General features: G+C 70.4%; 16 protein-coding genes. 7 read left to right on the plus strand and 9 right to left on the minus strand.

Features of this window, described 5'->3' with window-relative positions; genetic code table 11:
- Positions 1-22 precede the first annotated feature (22 nt).
- Entirely contained in the window at positions 23-772 is a 750-nt protein-coding gene (locus ACFZA2_RS12535; protein WP_391405173.1) for a class I SAM-dependent methyltransferase, read from the minus strand.
- 236 nt (positions 773-1,008) lie between these two features.
- Between ACFZA2_RS12535 and ACFZA2_RS12540 the strand changes: the two genes are divergently transcribed.
- Together ACFZA2_RS12540 and ACFZA2_RS12545 are read left to right on the plus strand one after the other, a co-directional pair.
- Positions 1,009-1,602 carry a 3'-5' exonuclease gene (locus ACFZA2_RS12540; RefSeq protein WP_315995313.1) on the plus strand — a complete coding sequence of 198 codons (594 nt, stop codon included), beginning with the start codon at positions 1,009-1,011 and terminating at the stop codon, positions 1,600-1,602.
- A gap of 133 nt (positions 1,603-1,735) precedes the next feature.
- Entirely contained in the window at positions 1,736-3,124 is a 1,389-nt protein-coding gene (locus ACFZA2_RS12545) for a DNA recombination protein RmuC (protein WP_391405176.1), read from the plus strand.
- Between the two features lie 73 nt (positions 3,125-3,197).
- Here ACFZA2_RS12545 and ACFZA2_RS12550 read toward each other — a convergent pair whose 3' ends face one another.
- Together ACFZA2_RS12550 and glpX are read right to left on the minus strand one after the other, a co-directional pair.
- Entirely contained in the window at positions 3,198-3,410 is a 213-nt protein-coding gene (locus tag ACFZA2_RS12550) for a UDP-N-acetylmuramyl pentapeptide phosphotransferase (RefSeq protein ID WP_083708993.1), read from the minus strand.
- A gap of 252 nt (positions 3,411-3,662) precedes the next feature.
- Entirely contained in the window at positions 3,663-4,652 is a 990-nt protein-coding gene (gene glpX / locus ACFZA2_RS12555; protein ID WP_363392232.1) for a class II fructose-bisphosphatase, read from the minus strand.
- A gap of 177 nt (positions 4,653-4,829) precedes the next feature.
- Here glpX and fbaA point away from each other — a divergent pair, with 177 nt between their 5' ends.
- Entirely contained in the window at positions 4,830-5,858 is a 1,029-nt protein-coding gene (gene fbaA / locus ACFZA2_RS12560; RefSeq protein WP_391405181.1) for a class II fructose-bisphosphate aldolase, read from the plus strand.
- Positions 5,859-5,923: 65 nt separating this feature from the next.
- On the opposite strand, the gene ACFZA2_RS12565 is transcribed toward fbaA, so the two are convergent.
- The 6 genes from ACFZA2_RS12565 to ACFZA2_RS12590 form a co-directional block, all read right to left on the minus strand.
- Positions 5,924-7,213: a hypothetical protein gene (locus tag ACFZA2_RS12565; RefSeq protein ID WP_391405184.1), complete on the minus strand. Its 1,290-nt coding sequence runs from the start codon at positions 7,211-7,213 to the stop codon at positions 5,924-5,926.
- A gap of 206 nt (positions 7,214-7,419) precedes the next feature.
- On the minus strand, positions 7,420-7,965 hold the full coding sequence (locus tag ACFZA2_RS12570) for an MOSC domain-containing protein (protein WP_391405187.1): 546 nt from the start codon (positions 7,963-7,965) through the stop codon (positions 7,420-7,422).
- Between the two features lie 42 nt (positions 7,966-8,007).
- Positions 8,008-8,709: a zf-HC2 domain-containing protein gene (locus tag ACFZA2_RS12575; protein ID WP_391405190.1), complete on the minus strand. Its 702-nt coding sequence runs from the start codon at positions 8,707-8,709 to the stop codon at positions 8,008-8,010.
- Positions 8,706-9,212 carry a sigma-70 family RNA polymerase sigma factor gene (locus tag ACFZA2_RS12580; protein ID WP_315995307.1) on the minus strand — a complete coding sequence of 169 codons (507 nt, stop codon included), beginning with the start codon at positions 9,210-9,212 and terminating at the stop codon, positions 8,706-8,708. Before ACFZA2_RS12580 ends, ACFZA2_RS12575 begins: the two co-directional genes overlap by 4 nt.
- Positions 9,213-9,264: 52 nt before the next feature.
- Entirely contained in the window at positions 9,265-9,852 is a 588-nt protein-coding gene (locus tag ACFZA2_RS12585) for a DUF6264 family protein (RefSeq protein ID WP_391405194.1), read from the minus strand.
- Complete coding sequence (locus ACFZA2_RS12590; RefSeq protein ID WP_363579539.1) at positions 9,849-10,910, minus strand: 4-hydroxy-3-methylbut-2-enyl diphosphate reductase; 1,062 nt, start codon at positions 10,908-10,910, stop codon at positions 9,849-9,851. The genes ACFZA2_RS12585 and ACFZA2_RS12590 overlap by 4 nt, the downstream gene beginning before the upstream one ends.
- A 127-nt stretch (positions 10,911-11,037) precedes the next feature.
- On the opposite strand from ACFZA2_RS12590, the gene xseA reads away from it, so the two are divergent.
- The 4 genes from xseA to ACFZA2_RS12610 are packed head-to-tail and all read left to right on the plus strand — an operon-like array spanning position 11,038 to position 13,916.
- Complete coding sequence (gene xseA, locus ACFZA2_RS12595; protein ID WP_363392242.1) at positions 11,038-12,390, plus strand: exodeoxyribonuclease VII large subunit; 1,353 nt, start codon at positions 11,038-11,040, stop codon at positions 12,388-12,390.
- A gap of 10 nt (positions 12,391-12,400) precedes the next feature.
- Positions 12,401-12,631 carry an exodeoxyribonuclease VII small subunit gene (locus tag ACFZA2_RS12600; protein WP_391405199.1) on the plus strand — a complete coding sequence of 77 codons (231 nt, stop codon included), beginning with the start codon at positions 12,401-12,403 and terminating at the stop codon, positions 12,629-12,631.
- The gene (locus tag ACFZA2_RS12605; protein WP_363392244.1) at positions 12,631-13,263 is read left to right on the plus strand and encodes a DUF4245 family protein; all 633 of its coding nucleotides are present in this window, start codon (positions 12,631-12,633) and stop codon (positions 13,261-13,263) included. The genes ACFZA2_RS12600 and ACFZA2_RS12605 overlap by 1 nt, the downstream gene beginning before the upstream one ends.
- Positions 13,260-13,916 (plus strand): carbonic anhydrase, encoded by a 657-nt coding sequence (locus tag ACFZA2_RS12610; RefSeq protein ID WP_391405203.1) that lies wholly within the window; start codon positions 13,260-13,262, stop codon positions 13,914-13,916. Before ACFZA2_RS12605 ends, ACFZA2_RS12610 begins: the two co-directional genes overlap by 4 nt.
- Positions 13,917-13,951: the final 35 nt, after the last annotated feature.

Genomic DNA, 13,951 nt, shown 5'->3' on the forward strand with positions numbered 1-13,951 from the left:
GCCCGGGCGGCGCCCACCCGCCTCACGGCCGCCGCGCGCGGAACGCGTGAGTGACGTACGGCAGCGCGACCGTGGCCCCGTCGGCCAATCCGGGGACGGATGCCACGACCCCATCGACCGCGGCATCGATCCGCGCGCGGGTCTCGGGGTCGGCCGTGATGACGTCGCTGCGCGAGGAGACGAGCTCGCGCAGCAGGGGAAGGGTGATGGGCCGCTCCCAGCGCCACTGCTCGTGCTCGAGCGGCGCGAAGGGCTCCGCGACCCGTGGGCCGGTGGTCGCGAGGAGCACCTCGGCGTTCGACCCGCCCATCGCCGCGGTGAGACGGCGCACCCAGTCGACGGCGTCGTCGCGGATGTTCCAGATCAGACCGAGGGACCCGCCGCTGCGCAGCACCCGCCCCATCTCGCGCGATGCCGCGTCGACGTCGACCCAGTGCCACGCCTGACCCATCACGACCGCATCGAGACCGGCATCGGGCAGCGGCAGACGCTCCGCCGTGCCGGCGAAGGTCGGCACGCCGTGGACGGAGGAGCGCAGGGCGGCGAGCATGTCGGCATCCGGGTCGATCGCCACCACGTCGGCGCCGAGCTCGACGACCGCCCGCGTGAGCTTTCCCGTGCCCGCCCCCACGTCGGCCACGCGCAGGGCGCGCCCCTCTTCGCGCACCGGAGCCAGCAGCCAGGCCACGGCTTCGGCCGGGTATCCCGGGCGGCCCGACTCGTACGCGGATGCCGCCTGCCCGAACGACGTCGACTTCTCACTCCCCGTCATGGCCTCGACCCTACGCCGCCCCTCCGACACGCACTCCATGCTCCCGCGCGCCGGCCTGCCCGGGAGCCACGGCCCCCACCGCGGCCCCGGATGCCACGGGCTGGCATGTCCGCCACGATCCTTGTGCGGCGCCAGCGACGCGCGGTCGCGCCACGAGGACGTCTCCGCACGCCCGTGCGACGCCGACCGCGGCGCGCCTCCCTCCCGACGCGGTCCCGGCGGCGCAGGGTAGATGCGTGGCTCTGGATTTCACCGCGATCGACTTCGAGACGGCGAACTCCAGCGGTGCGTCCGCGTGTGCCGTGGGCCTCGCCCGCGTCCGCGGAGGACGCGTGGTTGCGACCGCGGCCTGGCTCATCAAGCCGCCGCCCGGGCACGACCACTTCGCGCCGATCAACATCGGCATCCACGGCATCCAGCCCGCCCACGTCGTGGACGCGCCGTCGTGGAGCGCCCAGCTCGCACGGCTCACGGCCTTCGCCGGCTCCGACGTGCTCGTGGCGCACAACGCCGGGTTCGACATGTCGGTGCTCCGACGGGCGTGCGCGGCGACCGGCGACGAATGCCCGCCGTACCGCTATCTCTGCAGCGTGCAGATGTCGCGCAAGACCTACACGCTCGACTCCTACCGGCTGCCGCTCGTCGCCGCCGAAGCGGGATGCTCGCCGTTCGCGCACCACGACGCGCTCGCCGACGCGGTGGCGTGCGCGGAGATCACGATCGACTGCGCCCGCCGCGCCGGGGTCGACGACGTGCAGGGTCTCGCGGCGCATCTCGGCGTGCGCATCTCGCAGATCGCCGTCGAACCGGCCGAGCGCGCCGTCGCCTGACCCTGTCCGGACAACGCCCTTCGGTCAGCCGCACGCGCGCTCGCGGCCCGAGACCGCCCGCCCACTCCGCTCCACCCGAGACCGCCCGGCCCGTCTTTCCGGCGATGTCGGAGGTGTGGGGCATGCTGACCCCATGGATGCCATCACCCTCGTCCTCGTGATCCTCGCCCTGGCGCTCGGCGTCGCCGGCGGCTGGTTCATCGCCGGTGCCCGCACGTCCGCGCGGAGCGCCGCTGAGCAACGCGGTCTCGAGGCTCGCGCGGTCGCGGCCGAAACCGCGCGCGCCGGGTTGCAGCAGCAGCTCGAGCATCAGGCGGCGATGTATCGCGAGCTCGTGGGCCAGTCCCGGGCCGATCAGGCCGCACGCGAAGAACGAGAGCGTCGCGAGCAGACCGTGCTGCGCGCCCTCGACCCCGTCCGCGAGACCCTCGACGCAATGCAGCGCAAGGTCGACGGGCTGGAGCGCGACCGGGTCGAGCAGTACTCCGCGCTCGGCGAGCAACTGCGACTCTCCCGCGAGGCGGACGAAGCGCTGCGCGCCACCACCGAATCGCTCGCCTCGGCGATGCGATCGGGCACGACGCGCGGAGTGTGGGGCGAGACGCAGCTGCGACGCGTCGTCGAGGCCGCCGGGCTCACCCGCTACGTCGACTTCGACCTGCAGGCGGCGATCTCGAGCGACGCCGGCGCGGGCCGCCCCGACATGGTGGTGCGTCTTCCCGGCGGCAAAGCCCTCGCGGTGGATGCCAAGGTCCCCCTCGAGGCCTACCTCCAGGCCAGCGCGATCGCGGTCACCGCGCACGGCGACGAGGGCGCGCGCCGCGCCGCCCTCCTCAGCAAGCACGCCCGAGCGGTGCGGGCGCACGTCGACGCCCTCGCGAAGAAGGCGTACTGGGCGGGCCTGACCACGAGCCCCGAGTTCGTGGTGTGCTTCCTGCCCAGCGAGTCGCTCCTGGCCTCCGCCCTCGACGAAGACCCGACCCTCCTCGAGTACGCCTTCGCGCGACGCGTCGCCCTGGCCTCCCCCGTCAACCTCTGGGCGGTGCTGAAGACGGTGGCCTTCACCTGGACGCAGCAGGACGTCTCCGACGAAGCCCGCACGCTCTTCCACCTCGGTACCGAGCTGTACGAACGCGTCGGGGTCCTCGCCGGTCACGCCAACGACCTGCGTCGCGCGATCGAGAAGACGGTCGACAGCTACAACCGGTTCGCGGGGTCGCTCGAATCGCGTGTGCTCGTCACCGCACGCAAATTCCCCGGCATCGACGAGACGAAGCTCGCGTCCGTCGCTGCTCCCCCCGCGCTCGACGCCGCACCGCGCCGCTGGACCGCGCCGGAGATGCTCGACCTCGGCACCGCCACGGGCGATGACGACTCCGCCGGTGACGCATCACCCTCCCGCGTGCCGCCCGTCGACGCGTCGCCCGCCGACACCGGCGCGTCGTCCGCGTACGCCGATCTCGGTGGCGTCCGCGCGCGAGCCGGGTTGCTCGACGAACCCGGAAACCGCTCCGAGCCCTGAGCGCCCCGCTGCCGCCCCTGCACGCGAAACCGGGCCGCCCCCAAGGGATCGACCCGGTGCGAGAACGTGAGACTCAGGCCCCGCCGGGAACCCAACTCAGCAGGCTGACCACGGCGGCGGAGACGGCGACGAACGCCCCGACCATCCACCACGCGCTGACTTCATGACCCTCATCGCGACGGACGCGAAGAAGGACGTCGGGACGTCGAGCCGGGTCGACGGCGCTGGCGATGACCGCCTGCGCACCTGTCTGAGGTGCGGTCTGATTCGTCGGAGCTGTTGCCATGGACGATCCCCCTTCGGGTCTCGGAAGAACACAGCGTCGCCGTTGACACTCCTTGAGATTCTGCCAGACGAGGTGCGCGCGACCGGTCACGCTTGCGCAACGACACGCCCGGCTGTAGCTGCACGTCGAAGCGGTCAGGCGCACCCGCCGCGGACAACGCCTCGCGTCTCCCGGGCCGTCAGGCGCACCCGCCGCGGGCAGCACCCCCCGTCCCGGGCCGTCAGGCGCGTCCGCCGCCGACGGCGCCCGGCGTCAGAGCCACTTCGACGTCAGGTGCTCCGACGAGATCCGGCGGAGCGTGCCCGAAGCCCCGCGGAGAACGACGCTCTCGGTGTAGATGAAGTCGCCGTCGCGCCGCACGCCCTGCACGAGCTGACCGTCGGTCACACCCGTGGCGACGAAGATCGTGTTCTTGCCCTTCACCAGGTCGTCGGCCTCGTAGACCGTGCCGTCGATCTTCAGGCCGGCATCCTGGCCCTTCTGCTTCTCGTCGTCGGTGCGGGGCGCGAGCACGCCCTGGATGTGACCGCCCAGGGCCTTGATCGCGCACGCGGTGACGATGCCCTCGGGGCTGCCGCCGATGCCGACGCACATGTCGGTGCGGGCGTTGTGCCGGGCGGCGTTGATCCCCCCGGCCACGTCACCGTCGCTCATGAGGCGGGTTCCGGCGCCGGCCTCGCGGATGTCCGCGATCAGCTGCTCGTGACGGGGTCGGTTGAGCACAGACACCACGATCTCGTCGACGGGCTTGCCGAGCGCCTTGGCCAGCAGACGGATGTTCTCGCCGATGGGTAGGCGGATGTCGACCACGCCGACACCGGCGGGGCCCGTGACGAGCTTGTCCATGTAGAAGACGCTCGACGCATCGAGCATCGTCCCCTGGTCGGACACGGCGATCACCGAGAGCGCGTTCTGCCGCCCGGCAGCGGTCAGCGACGTGCCGTCGATGGGGTCGACCGCGACGTCGCACCGGGGTCCGCGGCCGCTCCCGACGCGCTCCCCGTTGTAGAGCATCGGGGCGTTGTCCTTCTCGCCCTCGCCGATGACGATCGTGCCGTCGAAATTCACGGTGCTGAAGAACGCGCGCATCGCGTCGACCGCCGCACCGTCGGCCGCCTCCTTGTCGCCCCGCCCGATGAAGGGAACGGCGCGGATGGATGCCGCCTCCGTCGCCCTCACCAACTCCAGAGCCAGGTTGCGGTCGGGGTGCAGAGGACTCATGTCGGCAGTCAGGCTCACCATGGGCCCACTGTATCCAGCAGAGTCGACACATTCGGCGGTTTTCCACCGCCCAGACCCGAAGGAATCAACGTTCTTAACGAATCGACAGAACTGCCCGGTTCCTGTCGCACCGACACCGTCACGATCCGGCGCCTTCGCTAGGCTGACGGTGTCCCGACAACACCAAGGAGCACCTCCATGCCCGTCGCTTCCCCTGAGCAGTACGCCGACATGCTGGACCGCGCGAAGGCCGGCGGCTTCGCGTACCCCGCGATCAACGTCTCGAGCTCGCAGACCATCAACTCGGTGCTCCAGGGCCTGACCGAGGCCGGCTCCGACGGCATCCTCCAGGTCACCACCGGTGGTGCCGACTACTTCGCCGGTCACACCGTCAAGGCTCGCGCCACCGGCGCCCTCGCCTTCGCGAAGTACGTGACCGAGGTCGCGAAGAACTACCCCATCACCGTCGCGCTCCACACCGACCACTGCCCCAAGGACGCCCTCCCCGGCTTCGTCCTCCCCCTGCTCGAGGCCTCCGAAGAAGAGGTCAAGGCCGGACGCAACCCGATCTTCCAGTCGCACATGTGGGACGGCTCGGCCGTTCCCCTCGACGAGAACATCGACATCGCCGCGGAGCTCCTCCCCCGACTGAAGAACATCAACGCCATCCTCGAGATCGAGGTCGGCGTGGTCGGCGGCGAAGAAGACGGCGTGCAGCACGAGGGCTCGAACGAGGCTCTCTACACGACGGTCGCCGACGTGACCAAGGCCGTCGAGCGCCTCGGCCTCGGCGAGAACGGCCGCTACATCTCGGCCCTCACCTTCGGCAACGTCCACGGCGTGTACAAGCCCGGTGGCGTCAAGCTTCGCCCCGAGCTGCTGGGCGAGATCCAGGAGGGCATCGCTGCGAAGTTCGGCACCGGCCCCAAGCCCCTCGACCTGGTCTTCCACGGCGGCAGCGGATCGACCGACGAGGAGATCGCCCTCGCGGTCGCCAACGGCGTCATCAAGATGAACATCGACACCGACACCCAGTACGCCTTCACACGCTCGATCGCGGGCTACATGTTCTCCAACTACGAGGGCGTGCTGAAGCTCGACGGCGAAGTCGGCAACAAGAAGCAGTACGACCCCCGCGCGTGGGGCAAGGTCGCCGAGTCGGCCATGGCCGTCCGCGTGGTCGAGGCCACGAAGCAGCTCGGCTCGTACGGCCAGTCCCGAAGCTGACCCCTCGCCGCGTGGACGAACGCCCCGGTCCTCGACCGGGGCGTTCGTCGTTTCTTTGAAATCGCTCACCCCGTCAGGATCCGCCAGCTGAGGTTGTTGTTGAAGAACGCGTCGAGTCCGGCAGTCCACACGACTGCGCTGCACTTGCGGGTAGCGGTCGCCGGGTTCCCCGCGCAATTGTCCGATGCATCCTGCACAGCACTGATGATGCCCGTCGCGTAAGGCTTGTTATCCACGATCCGGAGCACCGGACCACCACTATCGCCGTTACCCGCCGCAGGTTGGTTGAAGACCTGCACCGAGCGATAGGCGTTCGTGTAGGTGTGGACTGTTCCAGACGAGTCGTGAGCGTTGAGAGAGACAGGTCCGTCAGTGATTGTATTACTGCAGATAGCCCCCGACTGCGACCCGTTCATGCACACCGATTGACCGACAAGAGGAACACTGTAGCCTTTCACCCACACGGCGGAATTCGATGTCGGGCCTCCTGCGAAGTTGGCACCGTAATATTTGACGTCTCCCGTCAGCATGCGGATGTCCGCCCCTCCCGTAGCCGTCGACTGCCCCGTACCGAAATACGGGCTGTCGACGTACCTACCGGACACCCACGTCGTCCCCTCTCCGCCGCAGTGATCAGCTGTCAGCATCGCTGTCTTGCTTGTCGGTACGCCATCCTGCACGATTGCAAAGCCGGAGGAGCAGGAGCTCAGATATCCCCCGGAGCGTGTCGTAATAAGAGCACCCCCAATATATGGCTCCGTGTGATATTGCCTGTCGATCAGTGACGCGCCTGACGCTTCGTACACGAACTCCACCCCGAAACGACTACCAATGACGGAGGCGATCTGCTCTCGCATACTTTCTTCATCGATCGAACCGGCCTGCGCCAGTAGCGCCACGCGCAGACCCGTTCCATCTATCTTCGCGGCGGCCCATGACACAGGGACGTCGCCGATATTCCCCTCTCGTGCGACTTGGTTGGCCGCCTCCCTCAAAGATTCCGCGGGAAACTCATCAGCGGCAACCTCCCACTTGACTGCGGGGAGAAGGGCCGCTATCTGCCCGATATCGACAGCGCTTCCTTTTGCAACGTGAAGAATTAGCGCACGCTTCTCAGAATCCCACTCGTATGCCCCGATCGAGCGGGCAATCTGCGCTCTCTCGAGACGGGCGAGGGCTTCCGTTACTTCCCCGGTCATGTTGTCGCCTGGCCCTGACATCGACGCAGCCCAGTCCTCGATGTGGGGCACCGACGCTTTCTCGTCGTCGGCTGGCACCGACCACGCCCCCAACAGAAGGGCCGTGACCATCGTCGCCAGGACAAACGTCAGATGCAATCGAGCGCGCTTCACCATCGTCGTCTCCTTCACGGTCCGGCCAACCGGACGCGACGCGTCGTGCGCCGCGGCCTACTGTTGACGTCGTCTCCGTCGATCTTGGGGAGAACACACAGGGAAAAGAAGAGGGCGGTCGCGAAGACCACCCGGCGGCACGATGCTCTTCACGAGCGCGACGGCGGGGAGGTCAATCCACCTTGCGGCCCCAGCCGACCAATCCGGCCTCAGCTGCGGTACACCTCGAGCACCGTGGGCGCACCCGCAGGCGACGACACGACCTCGATCGCATCCCCCGCCCGCACCTCGCCCGCCCGGCGCACCCGCAGGTACGCTCCCAGCCGGCCCTCGTCCGAGAAGCGCTTGACCCACCCGCGCGCCGCCGCGCCGCCGACCCAGCGCGCGAAGGTCGCGCAGGGCGTGCGGGGCATCGTCACCTCCACCTCGACGGTGTCGCCGATGCGCCACACCTCGCCGATGCGGGCGCCGTTGACGTCGAGGCCCTCCACGCGCAGGTTCTCGCCGAACCATCCCGCGTGCAAGGTGCGACCGAGCTCGCCCTCCCAGAACGCGGCGTCCTCCGCCGCGTAGGCGTAGACCGCTTTGTCGGGGCCGCCGTGGTGCTTCCTGCTCGCCTGCACGTCCGCGCGCACGCCGAGAGTGCCCACGCGAACGGCGCCCTCGAGCGCGCGCTTGTCGATCGCGGTCACGCCGACGGAACCGGCATCCGGGTGCAGGGAGTGGACGGCGCACACGGCGACGAGACGGGGCATGGATCGATGGTAGGGCGTCGGCGCCGAACGACCGTACCCGCGTCAGGGCGAGGTGAACTCACGCCGCATGACGACGGTGTCGCCGTCGAGGGTGCGGATCTCGACCGACCCGATGTCGGCGGCCGCCAGATCGGTGCCCGCGCTCAGCTCGGTCGTCGATCCCGGGCCCGCGCGCCAGGTCGACAACACGCTCGTCGATCCGGTGTCGTCGGTGATGGCGAGCGCGTACGGCCAGCCCCCGGGAGGAGCGTCGAGCACCTCGCCGGTGTACTGGCACACGAGGTCGATGCGCGTGCCCCACGGGGCAGAGGTCAGCTTGACCGACGCCTCCAGGGGCGCGCCCGCCACGCCGTCCAACGCGTACACCGTTCCCGATGACGACACGGCACTGTTCACCGCGACGACGCCGGGCACGGCGATAGCGACGAGGGCGATGGATGCCGCGAGCACCCACCCGGTCGCGCGGCGTCGACGCCGGCGTCTCGCCGTGTCCAGCACGCGGGTGCGCAGGGTCGGGTCCGGGGCGGCCAGGGGCACGGGGCCCGTGCTGGGGCTGATCGCGCGGGCGCGCTCGGCCGACAGGCGGGACAGCAGTCCCGCGGTCGGCGCGAGCTCGGCGACCGCGGCACGGCACTCCGCGCACACGACGAGGTGGGCCTCGAACTCCGCGCGATCCGGAGCTGAAAGCGCTCCGAGTACATAGGCGCCGTCCCAGCTCGACAGACGCTCGTGGTCGACGTTCACCGGGTCACCCCTCTCTCCTGCAGGGCGAGCCGCAGCGCTCGCACCGCGTAGTGCAGTCGCGACTTGACGGTCCCGGAGGGGATGCCGAGCTCCTCCGCCGTCTGAGCGACGCTGCGTCCGCCGTAGTACGCGCTGACGATCACCGCCCGGTGGTCGGGCGTGAGCGTCGCGAGCGCCTCCTCGACGAGGAGCGCGTCGAACATGGCATCCGTGTCGTCGTCCCGCGCCGTCTCGGGCAGCTCGTCGACGGGCTGCTCGTGCCGCCTCCGGGCGCTGCGGGCCTCGTCGATCACGAGGTTGCGGGCGACCGTGTACATCCACGACCGCAGCGATGCCGGATCGTCGCTCATCACCCGCGGCGTCCGCCACGCCCGCAGCAGGGTCTCCTGCACGATGTCGTCGGCCCCGGCGTGATCGCCGGTCAGGCTCACGACGTAGCGCCAGACGGGGGTGGCGTGCGCGTCGTACAGCGCCGTCAGCTGCGCGTGTTCGTCTCTCGCCACGGCATCCCCTCTCCCTCGCTCACAGGGGACACGGGATGCCGGGCCTCGCGGTTCAGTTCGGAACGCCGTCGAGGATCGCCGACATGAAGGTCGCGTCGCCGACGAGGGCCATCGTCACGCAGATGCCGGCGATGAGCGCCGTCGCGACGAAGCCGACGAGGGGGATCCAGAACGCGATCCGGCCGCGTCGCAGACGCCGCCAGGTGAACACGGCCGTCAGCAGCCAGCCGACGCCGTACACGAGGGCGGCGGCGGCACCCCAGACGTACCCGGCCGAGAGGTTCGTGAACGTCGCCGTCACACCCAGCATCTGGGCGCCGCGCTCGGCGTACTCGGGGAAGTTCAGCAGCTGCACGATGGTCGTGACCACCGAGAACAGGCCGTAGAAGAGCAGCCCGAAGGTGACGATGCGATCCACGCGCGCCCCGCGCGTGGCGGGCGCGACGAGGCCCGCAGGCGCGTCCGCGACGGGGGCGGGCTGCGGCTGCGGCTGCGGCGCGACACCGGCGTCGAGCGCCTCCGTCACCTCGGGCCGCTGGATGCGGGCGCGCTGCTCCTCGGCCGTGGCGTATTCGCCGTACTGCGGGCGGGGACGCTCGACACCGCCACCCTCGCCCGACGAGCGGGAGTCGTCGCTCACGCGCGACCCCGGCCGCCGAGGGCCCGGCTGTCGCGCTTGCCGGTGGCATCCTGGCGCAGCTCCTTGGGGAGCGAGAAGATCAGGTCCTCCTCGGCGGTGCGCACCTCTTCGACGTCACGGTATCCGGCACCGGCGAGCTCCTCGAGCACCTCGGTCACGAGCACCTCGGGCACCGAGGCGCCACTGGTGACGCCGACGGTCTGAACGCCCTCGAGCCACTCCTGCTTGACCTCGTCGACGTAGTCGACGCGGTAGGCGGCCTTGGCGCCGTGCTCGAGGGCGACCTCGACGAGACGCACGCTGTTGGAGGAGTTCGCCGACCCCACCACGATCACGAGATCCGCGCCGACGGCGACCTTCTTGATCGCGACCTGGCGGTTCTGGGTGGCGTAGCAGATGTCGTCGGAGGGCGGGTCCTGCAGTTCGGGGAAGCGCTCGCGCAGGCGCCGGACGGTCTCCATCGTCTCGTCGACCGAGAGCGTGGTCTGCGACAGCCACACGACCTTCGACGGGTCGCGCACCTCGATGGTGTCGGCGTGGTCGGGCGAGTTGACGACGGTGACGTGCTCGGGAGCCTCTCCGGCCGTACCCTCGACCTCCTCGTGTCCCTCGTGACCGATCAGGAGGATCTCGAAGTCGTCGCGCGCGAACCGCACGGCCTCGCGGTGCACCTTCGTGACGAGGGGGCAGGTCGCATCGATCGCCTGCAGACCCCGATCGGATGCCGCCGAGACCACCGCCGGCGAGACGCCGTGCGCGCTGAAGACGACATGCGCCCCGGAGGGGACCTCGTCGACCTCCTCGACGAAGATCGCCCCCTTCTTCTCGAGCTCGGTGACGACGTGGATGTTGTGCACGATCTGCTTGCGCACGTACACCGGCGCCCCGTAGCGCTCGAGCGCCTTCTCGACGGCGATCACGGCGCGGTCGACGCCCGCGCAATACCCGCGGGGCGCGGCCAGCAGCACCTTCTTCTGTCCGTTGACGGGGATATCCTGGAGCCGCCCGCGTCGACCCGGGATACGGGGAACGGGCAGGTGGACGGCAGGTGAGCTCACCCCTCGATTCTACCGGGGCGCCCCTGGACACCGGCCGAACCTCCCCCACCGCTAGCCGCACGGATACGATGACCCCTTCCCCGCCCCGCCCCTCCCGCCGACGTCGGCATGCATTCGAGCGGATCTCATGACCTCCTTCCAGCCCGAGACCATCCCCGGCCAGGCCCCACCGGCCGACAGCGTGCACCCCCGCGATTCGCGGACCGATGCGCCCACCTCCGTCTCGCGCTTGAACGACACCATCCGCGGCTTCATCGAGCGGTGGGGCTCCGTGTGGGTCGAAGGCGAGATCACCTCGTTCAACCGCCGCGGCGGCAACGTCTTCGGGCGGTTGAAAGACCTGGGCACCGAGTCGACGGTGTCGTTCCGGATCTGGTCGAGCACGCTCGCACGCCTGCCGAAAGACCTGCAGGTCGGCGATCACGTCGTGGCGTGCGTCAAGGCCGACTACTTCCCCCGCACCGGCGACTTCTCGTTCGCGATCTCGGCGATGCGCCACGTGGGCCTGGGCGAGCAGCTGGAGCGTCTCGAGAGGCTGCGGGTGCAGCTGCGATCCGAGGGGCTGTTCGACCCCGCGCGCAAGAAGCGCCTGCCCTTCCTCCCCCAGTGCATCGGCCTCATCACCGGCGAGAATTCGGACGCCGAGAAAGACGTGCATCGCAACGCCGAACTGCGCTGGCCGCGCGTGCACTTCCGCACGAAGCATGCGGCAGTGCAGGGCGACCGGTGCGTGCCCGAGACCATCGCCGCCTTGAAGGCGCTGGATGCCGACCCCGAGGTCGACGTGATCGTCATCGCGCGCGGCGGCGGCGATCCCCAGACCCTGCTCGGCTTCAGCGACGAGCGTCTGCTGCGCGCGGTGGCTGCGGCATCCACGCCGATCGTCAGCGCCATCGGCCACGAGAACGACCGCCCGCTGCTCGACGAGGTCGCCGACGTGCGCGCCTCGACGCCGACCGACGCGGCCAAGCGCGTCGTCCCCGACGTGAGCGAGCAGCGCGCGCTGGTGGCCCAGCTGCGCGCGCGGCTGACGGGGCGCCTGACGCAGCGCGTTGTCCACGACATCGCCCAGTTGGAGCAGATCCGCTCGCGTCCTGCTCTGCGCACCCCGCACGCCATGCTCACCTCCCGCGCTCAGGAGCTGTGGATGCTGTCGAACCGCGGCCGCGACATCGTCGATCGCCGCCTCGAGAGCGAACGACGGCGCACGCGCGAGCTGAGCGCGGGGCTGCGCGCCCTCTCGCCCGTGGCCACCCTCGCCCGGGGGTACGCCATCGCACAGCTGCCCGACGGGGCGGTGCTGCGCGATGCGGCCGACGCCCCCGCGGGGACCGCGCTGCGACTGACGCTCGAACAGGGCACGGTCGCGACGACCTCGGAGGGCGTCGTCCCGGATGCCGTTCCCCACGGTCCCTCCCCCGCCGCCGCTCCGTTCGACGACGAGGCACCCGACGCCGGCTCCGCCGGCGGGGCCGCCTAGAATGGATGCCATGACCGCGACGACCCCCGGCTCCGCTGCCGACGTCGCCTCCCTGTCGTTCGAGCAGGCCCGCGACGAGCTCGTGCGTGTGGTCGCCGAGCTCGAGCAGGGAGCCCCCACGCTCGAGGAGTCCCTGGCTCTCTGGGAGCGCGGCGAGAAGCTCTACGCGCGCTGCGAGGAGTGGCTACTGGGGGCCAAGCGCCGCCTCGACGCCGCACGCGGCGAAGGGGACGACGACTGATGGCCCGCGTCGTCGCCCATCTCGGCCGCCCCGAGACCCCGCAGGAGACCGCCGACCGCAAGGCGGAGTCCTCGCGTCGGTACCGCTCGAGCAAGACCTTCCGCAACCTCATCGCCGCCCTGCTGGTGACGGTCGCCGTCGTGTTCGTGGTGGTCGCGGGCGTTCCGCGCGGTGAGCCGACGCCGCCGCCCGCCCCTGACGTGCCCGCCCTCGCGGCCGGCATCGAGGCCGACCTCGGGCGCCCCGTGCTCTCCCCGTCGCTCGGCGACGGGTGGCGGGTCAACCAGGCCACGACCGAGGGCGTCGGCGGCACCGAAGCGTGGACGATGGTCTACGTCCGCTCCGGTGAATCCGGGTTCCTCCGCGTCGCACAGGGGTTCGACGCCGATGAGAACTGGGTCGGGCAGGTGCTCGACGGCACACGCAGTACCGAGACGGTCGACATCGACGGCATCACCTGGAACGTCTACCGCCCCGCCAACCCTTCCGGGACGGGCAACATCGACTACGCCCTGGCCACCCCGGCCGGCCCCGACTACGTCCTCGTGTACGGCGATGCCGCACCCGAGACCGCGGCCCTGGCGGCCGCATCCGTGACGTCGCAGATCGAGCAGTTAAGAGAGGTCCCGTGAGCGAGCGCATGACCCCCCGTCAGGTGTGGCAGCAGATGGTGCAGGGCAACCGACGCTTCGTCGCCGGCGAACCCGCCCACCCCCGTCAGGACGTCGAGCGTCGCGCCGAGCTCGCCAGCTCGCAGCACCCGACCGCAGCGCTGTTCGGGTGCTCCGACTCTCGTCTCGCCGCCGAGATCATCTTCGACGAGGGGCTCGGCGACCTCTTCGTCGTGCGCAACGCCGGGCAGGTCATCTCGGACTCCGTCATCGGCAGCCTCGAATACGCCGTGGGCGTGCTCGAGGTCCCGCTCATCGTGGTGCTCGCGCACGACGCCTGCGGCGCCGTCGGCGCGGCCATCGACAGCACGGGCGTCGACGCCCCGACCCTCCCCGCCTACATCTGGCGGCAGATCGCCCCGATCGTGCCGGCCGTGCGCCGTGTCCAGCGCGAGAACGCCGTCGACGGGCACCTGCCCGCCCACGTCGACCCCGAGCTGGTGGGCCGTGAGCACCTCCGCCACACCGTGGCCGACCTGCTGCGCGCCTCGGAGCTGATCAGCGAAGCTGTGGCCGAGGGCCGCACAGCCGTCGTGGGCGCGAACTACCGTCTCGACGAGGGGGAAGCCTTCCCCGTCGTCATCGTGGGCGACGTCGACGACGCGCGCATCTGAGAACCGCGCACCCGAGACGCGCCCGACCACCGCGC

It is taken from the genome of Microbacterium sp. NPDC007973 (genome assembly GCF_042958465.1).
GTDB lineage: Bacteria > Actinomycetota > Actinomycetes > Actinomycetales > Microbacteriaceae > Microbacterium > Microbacterium galbum.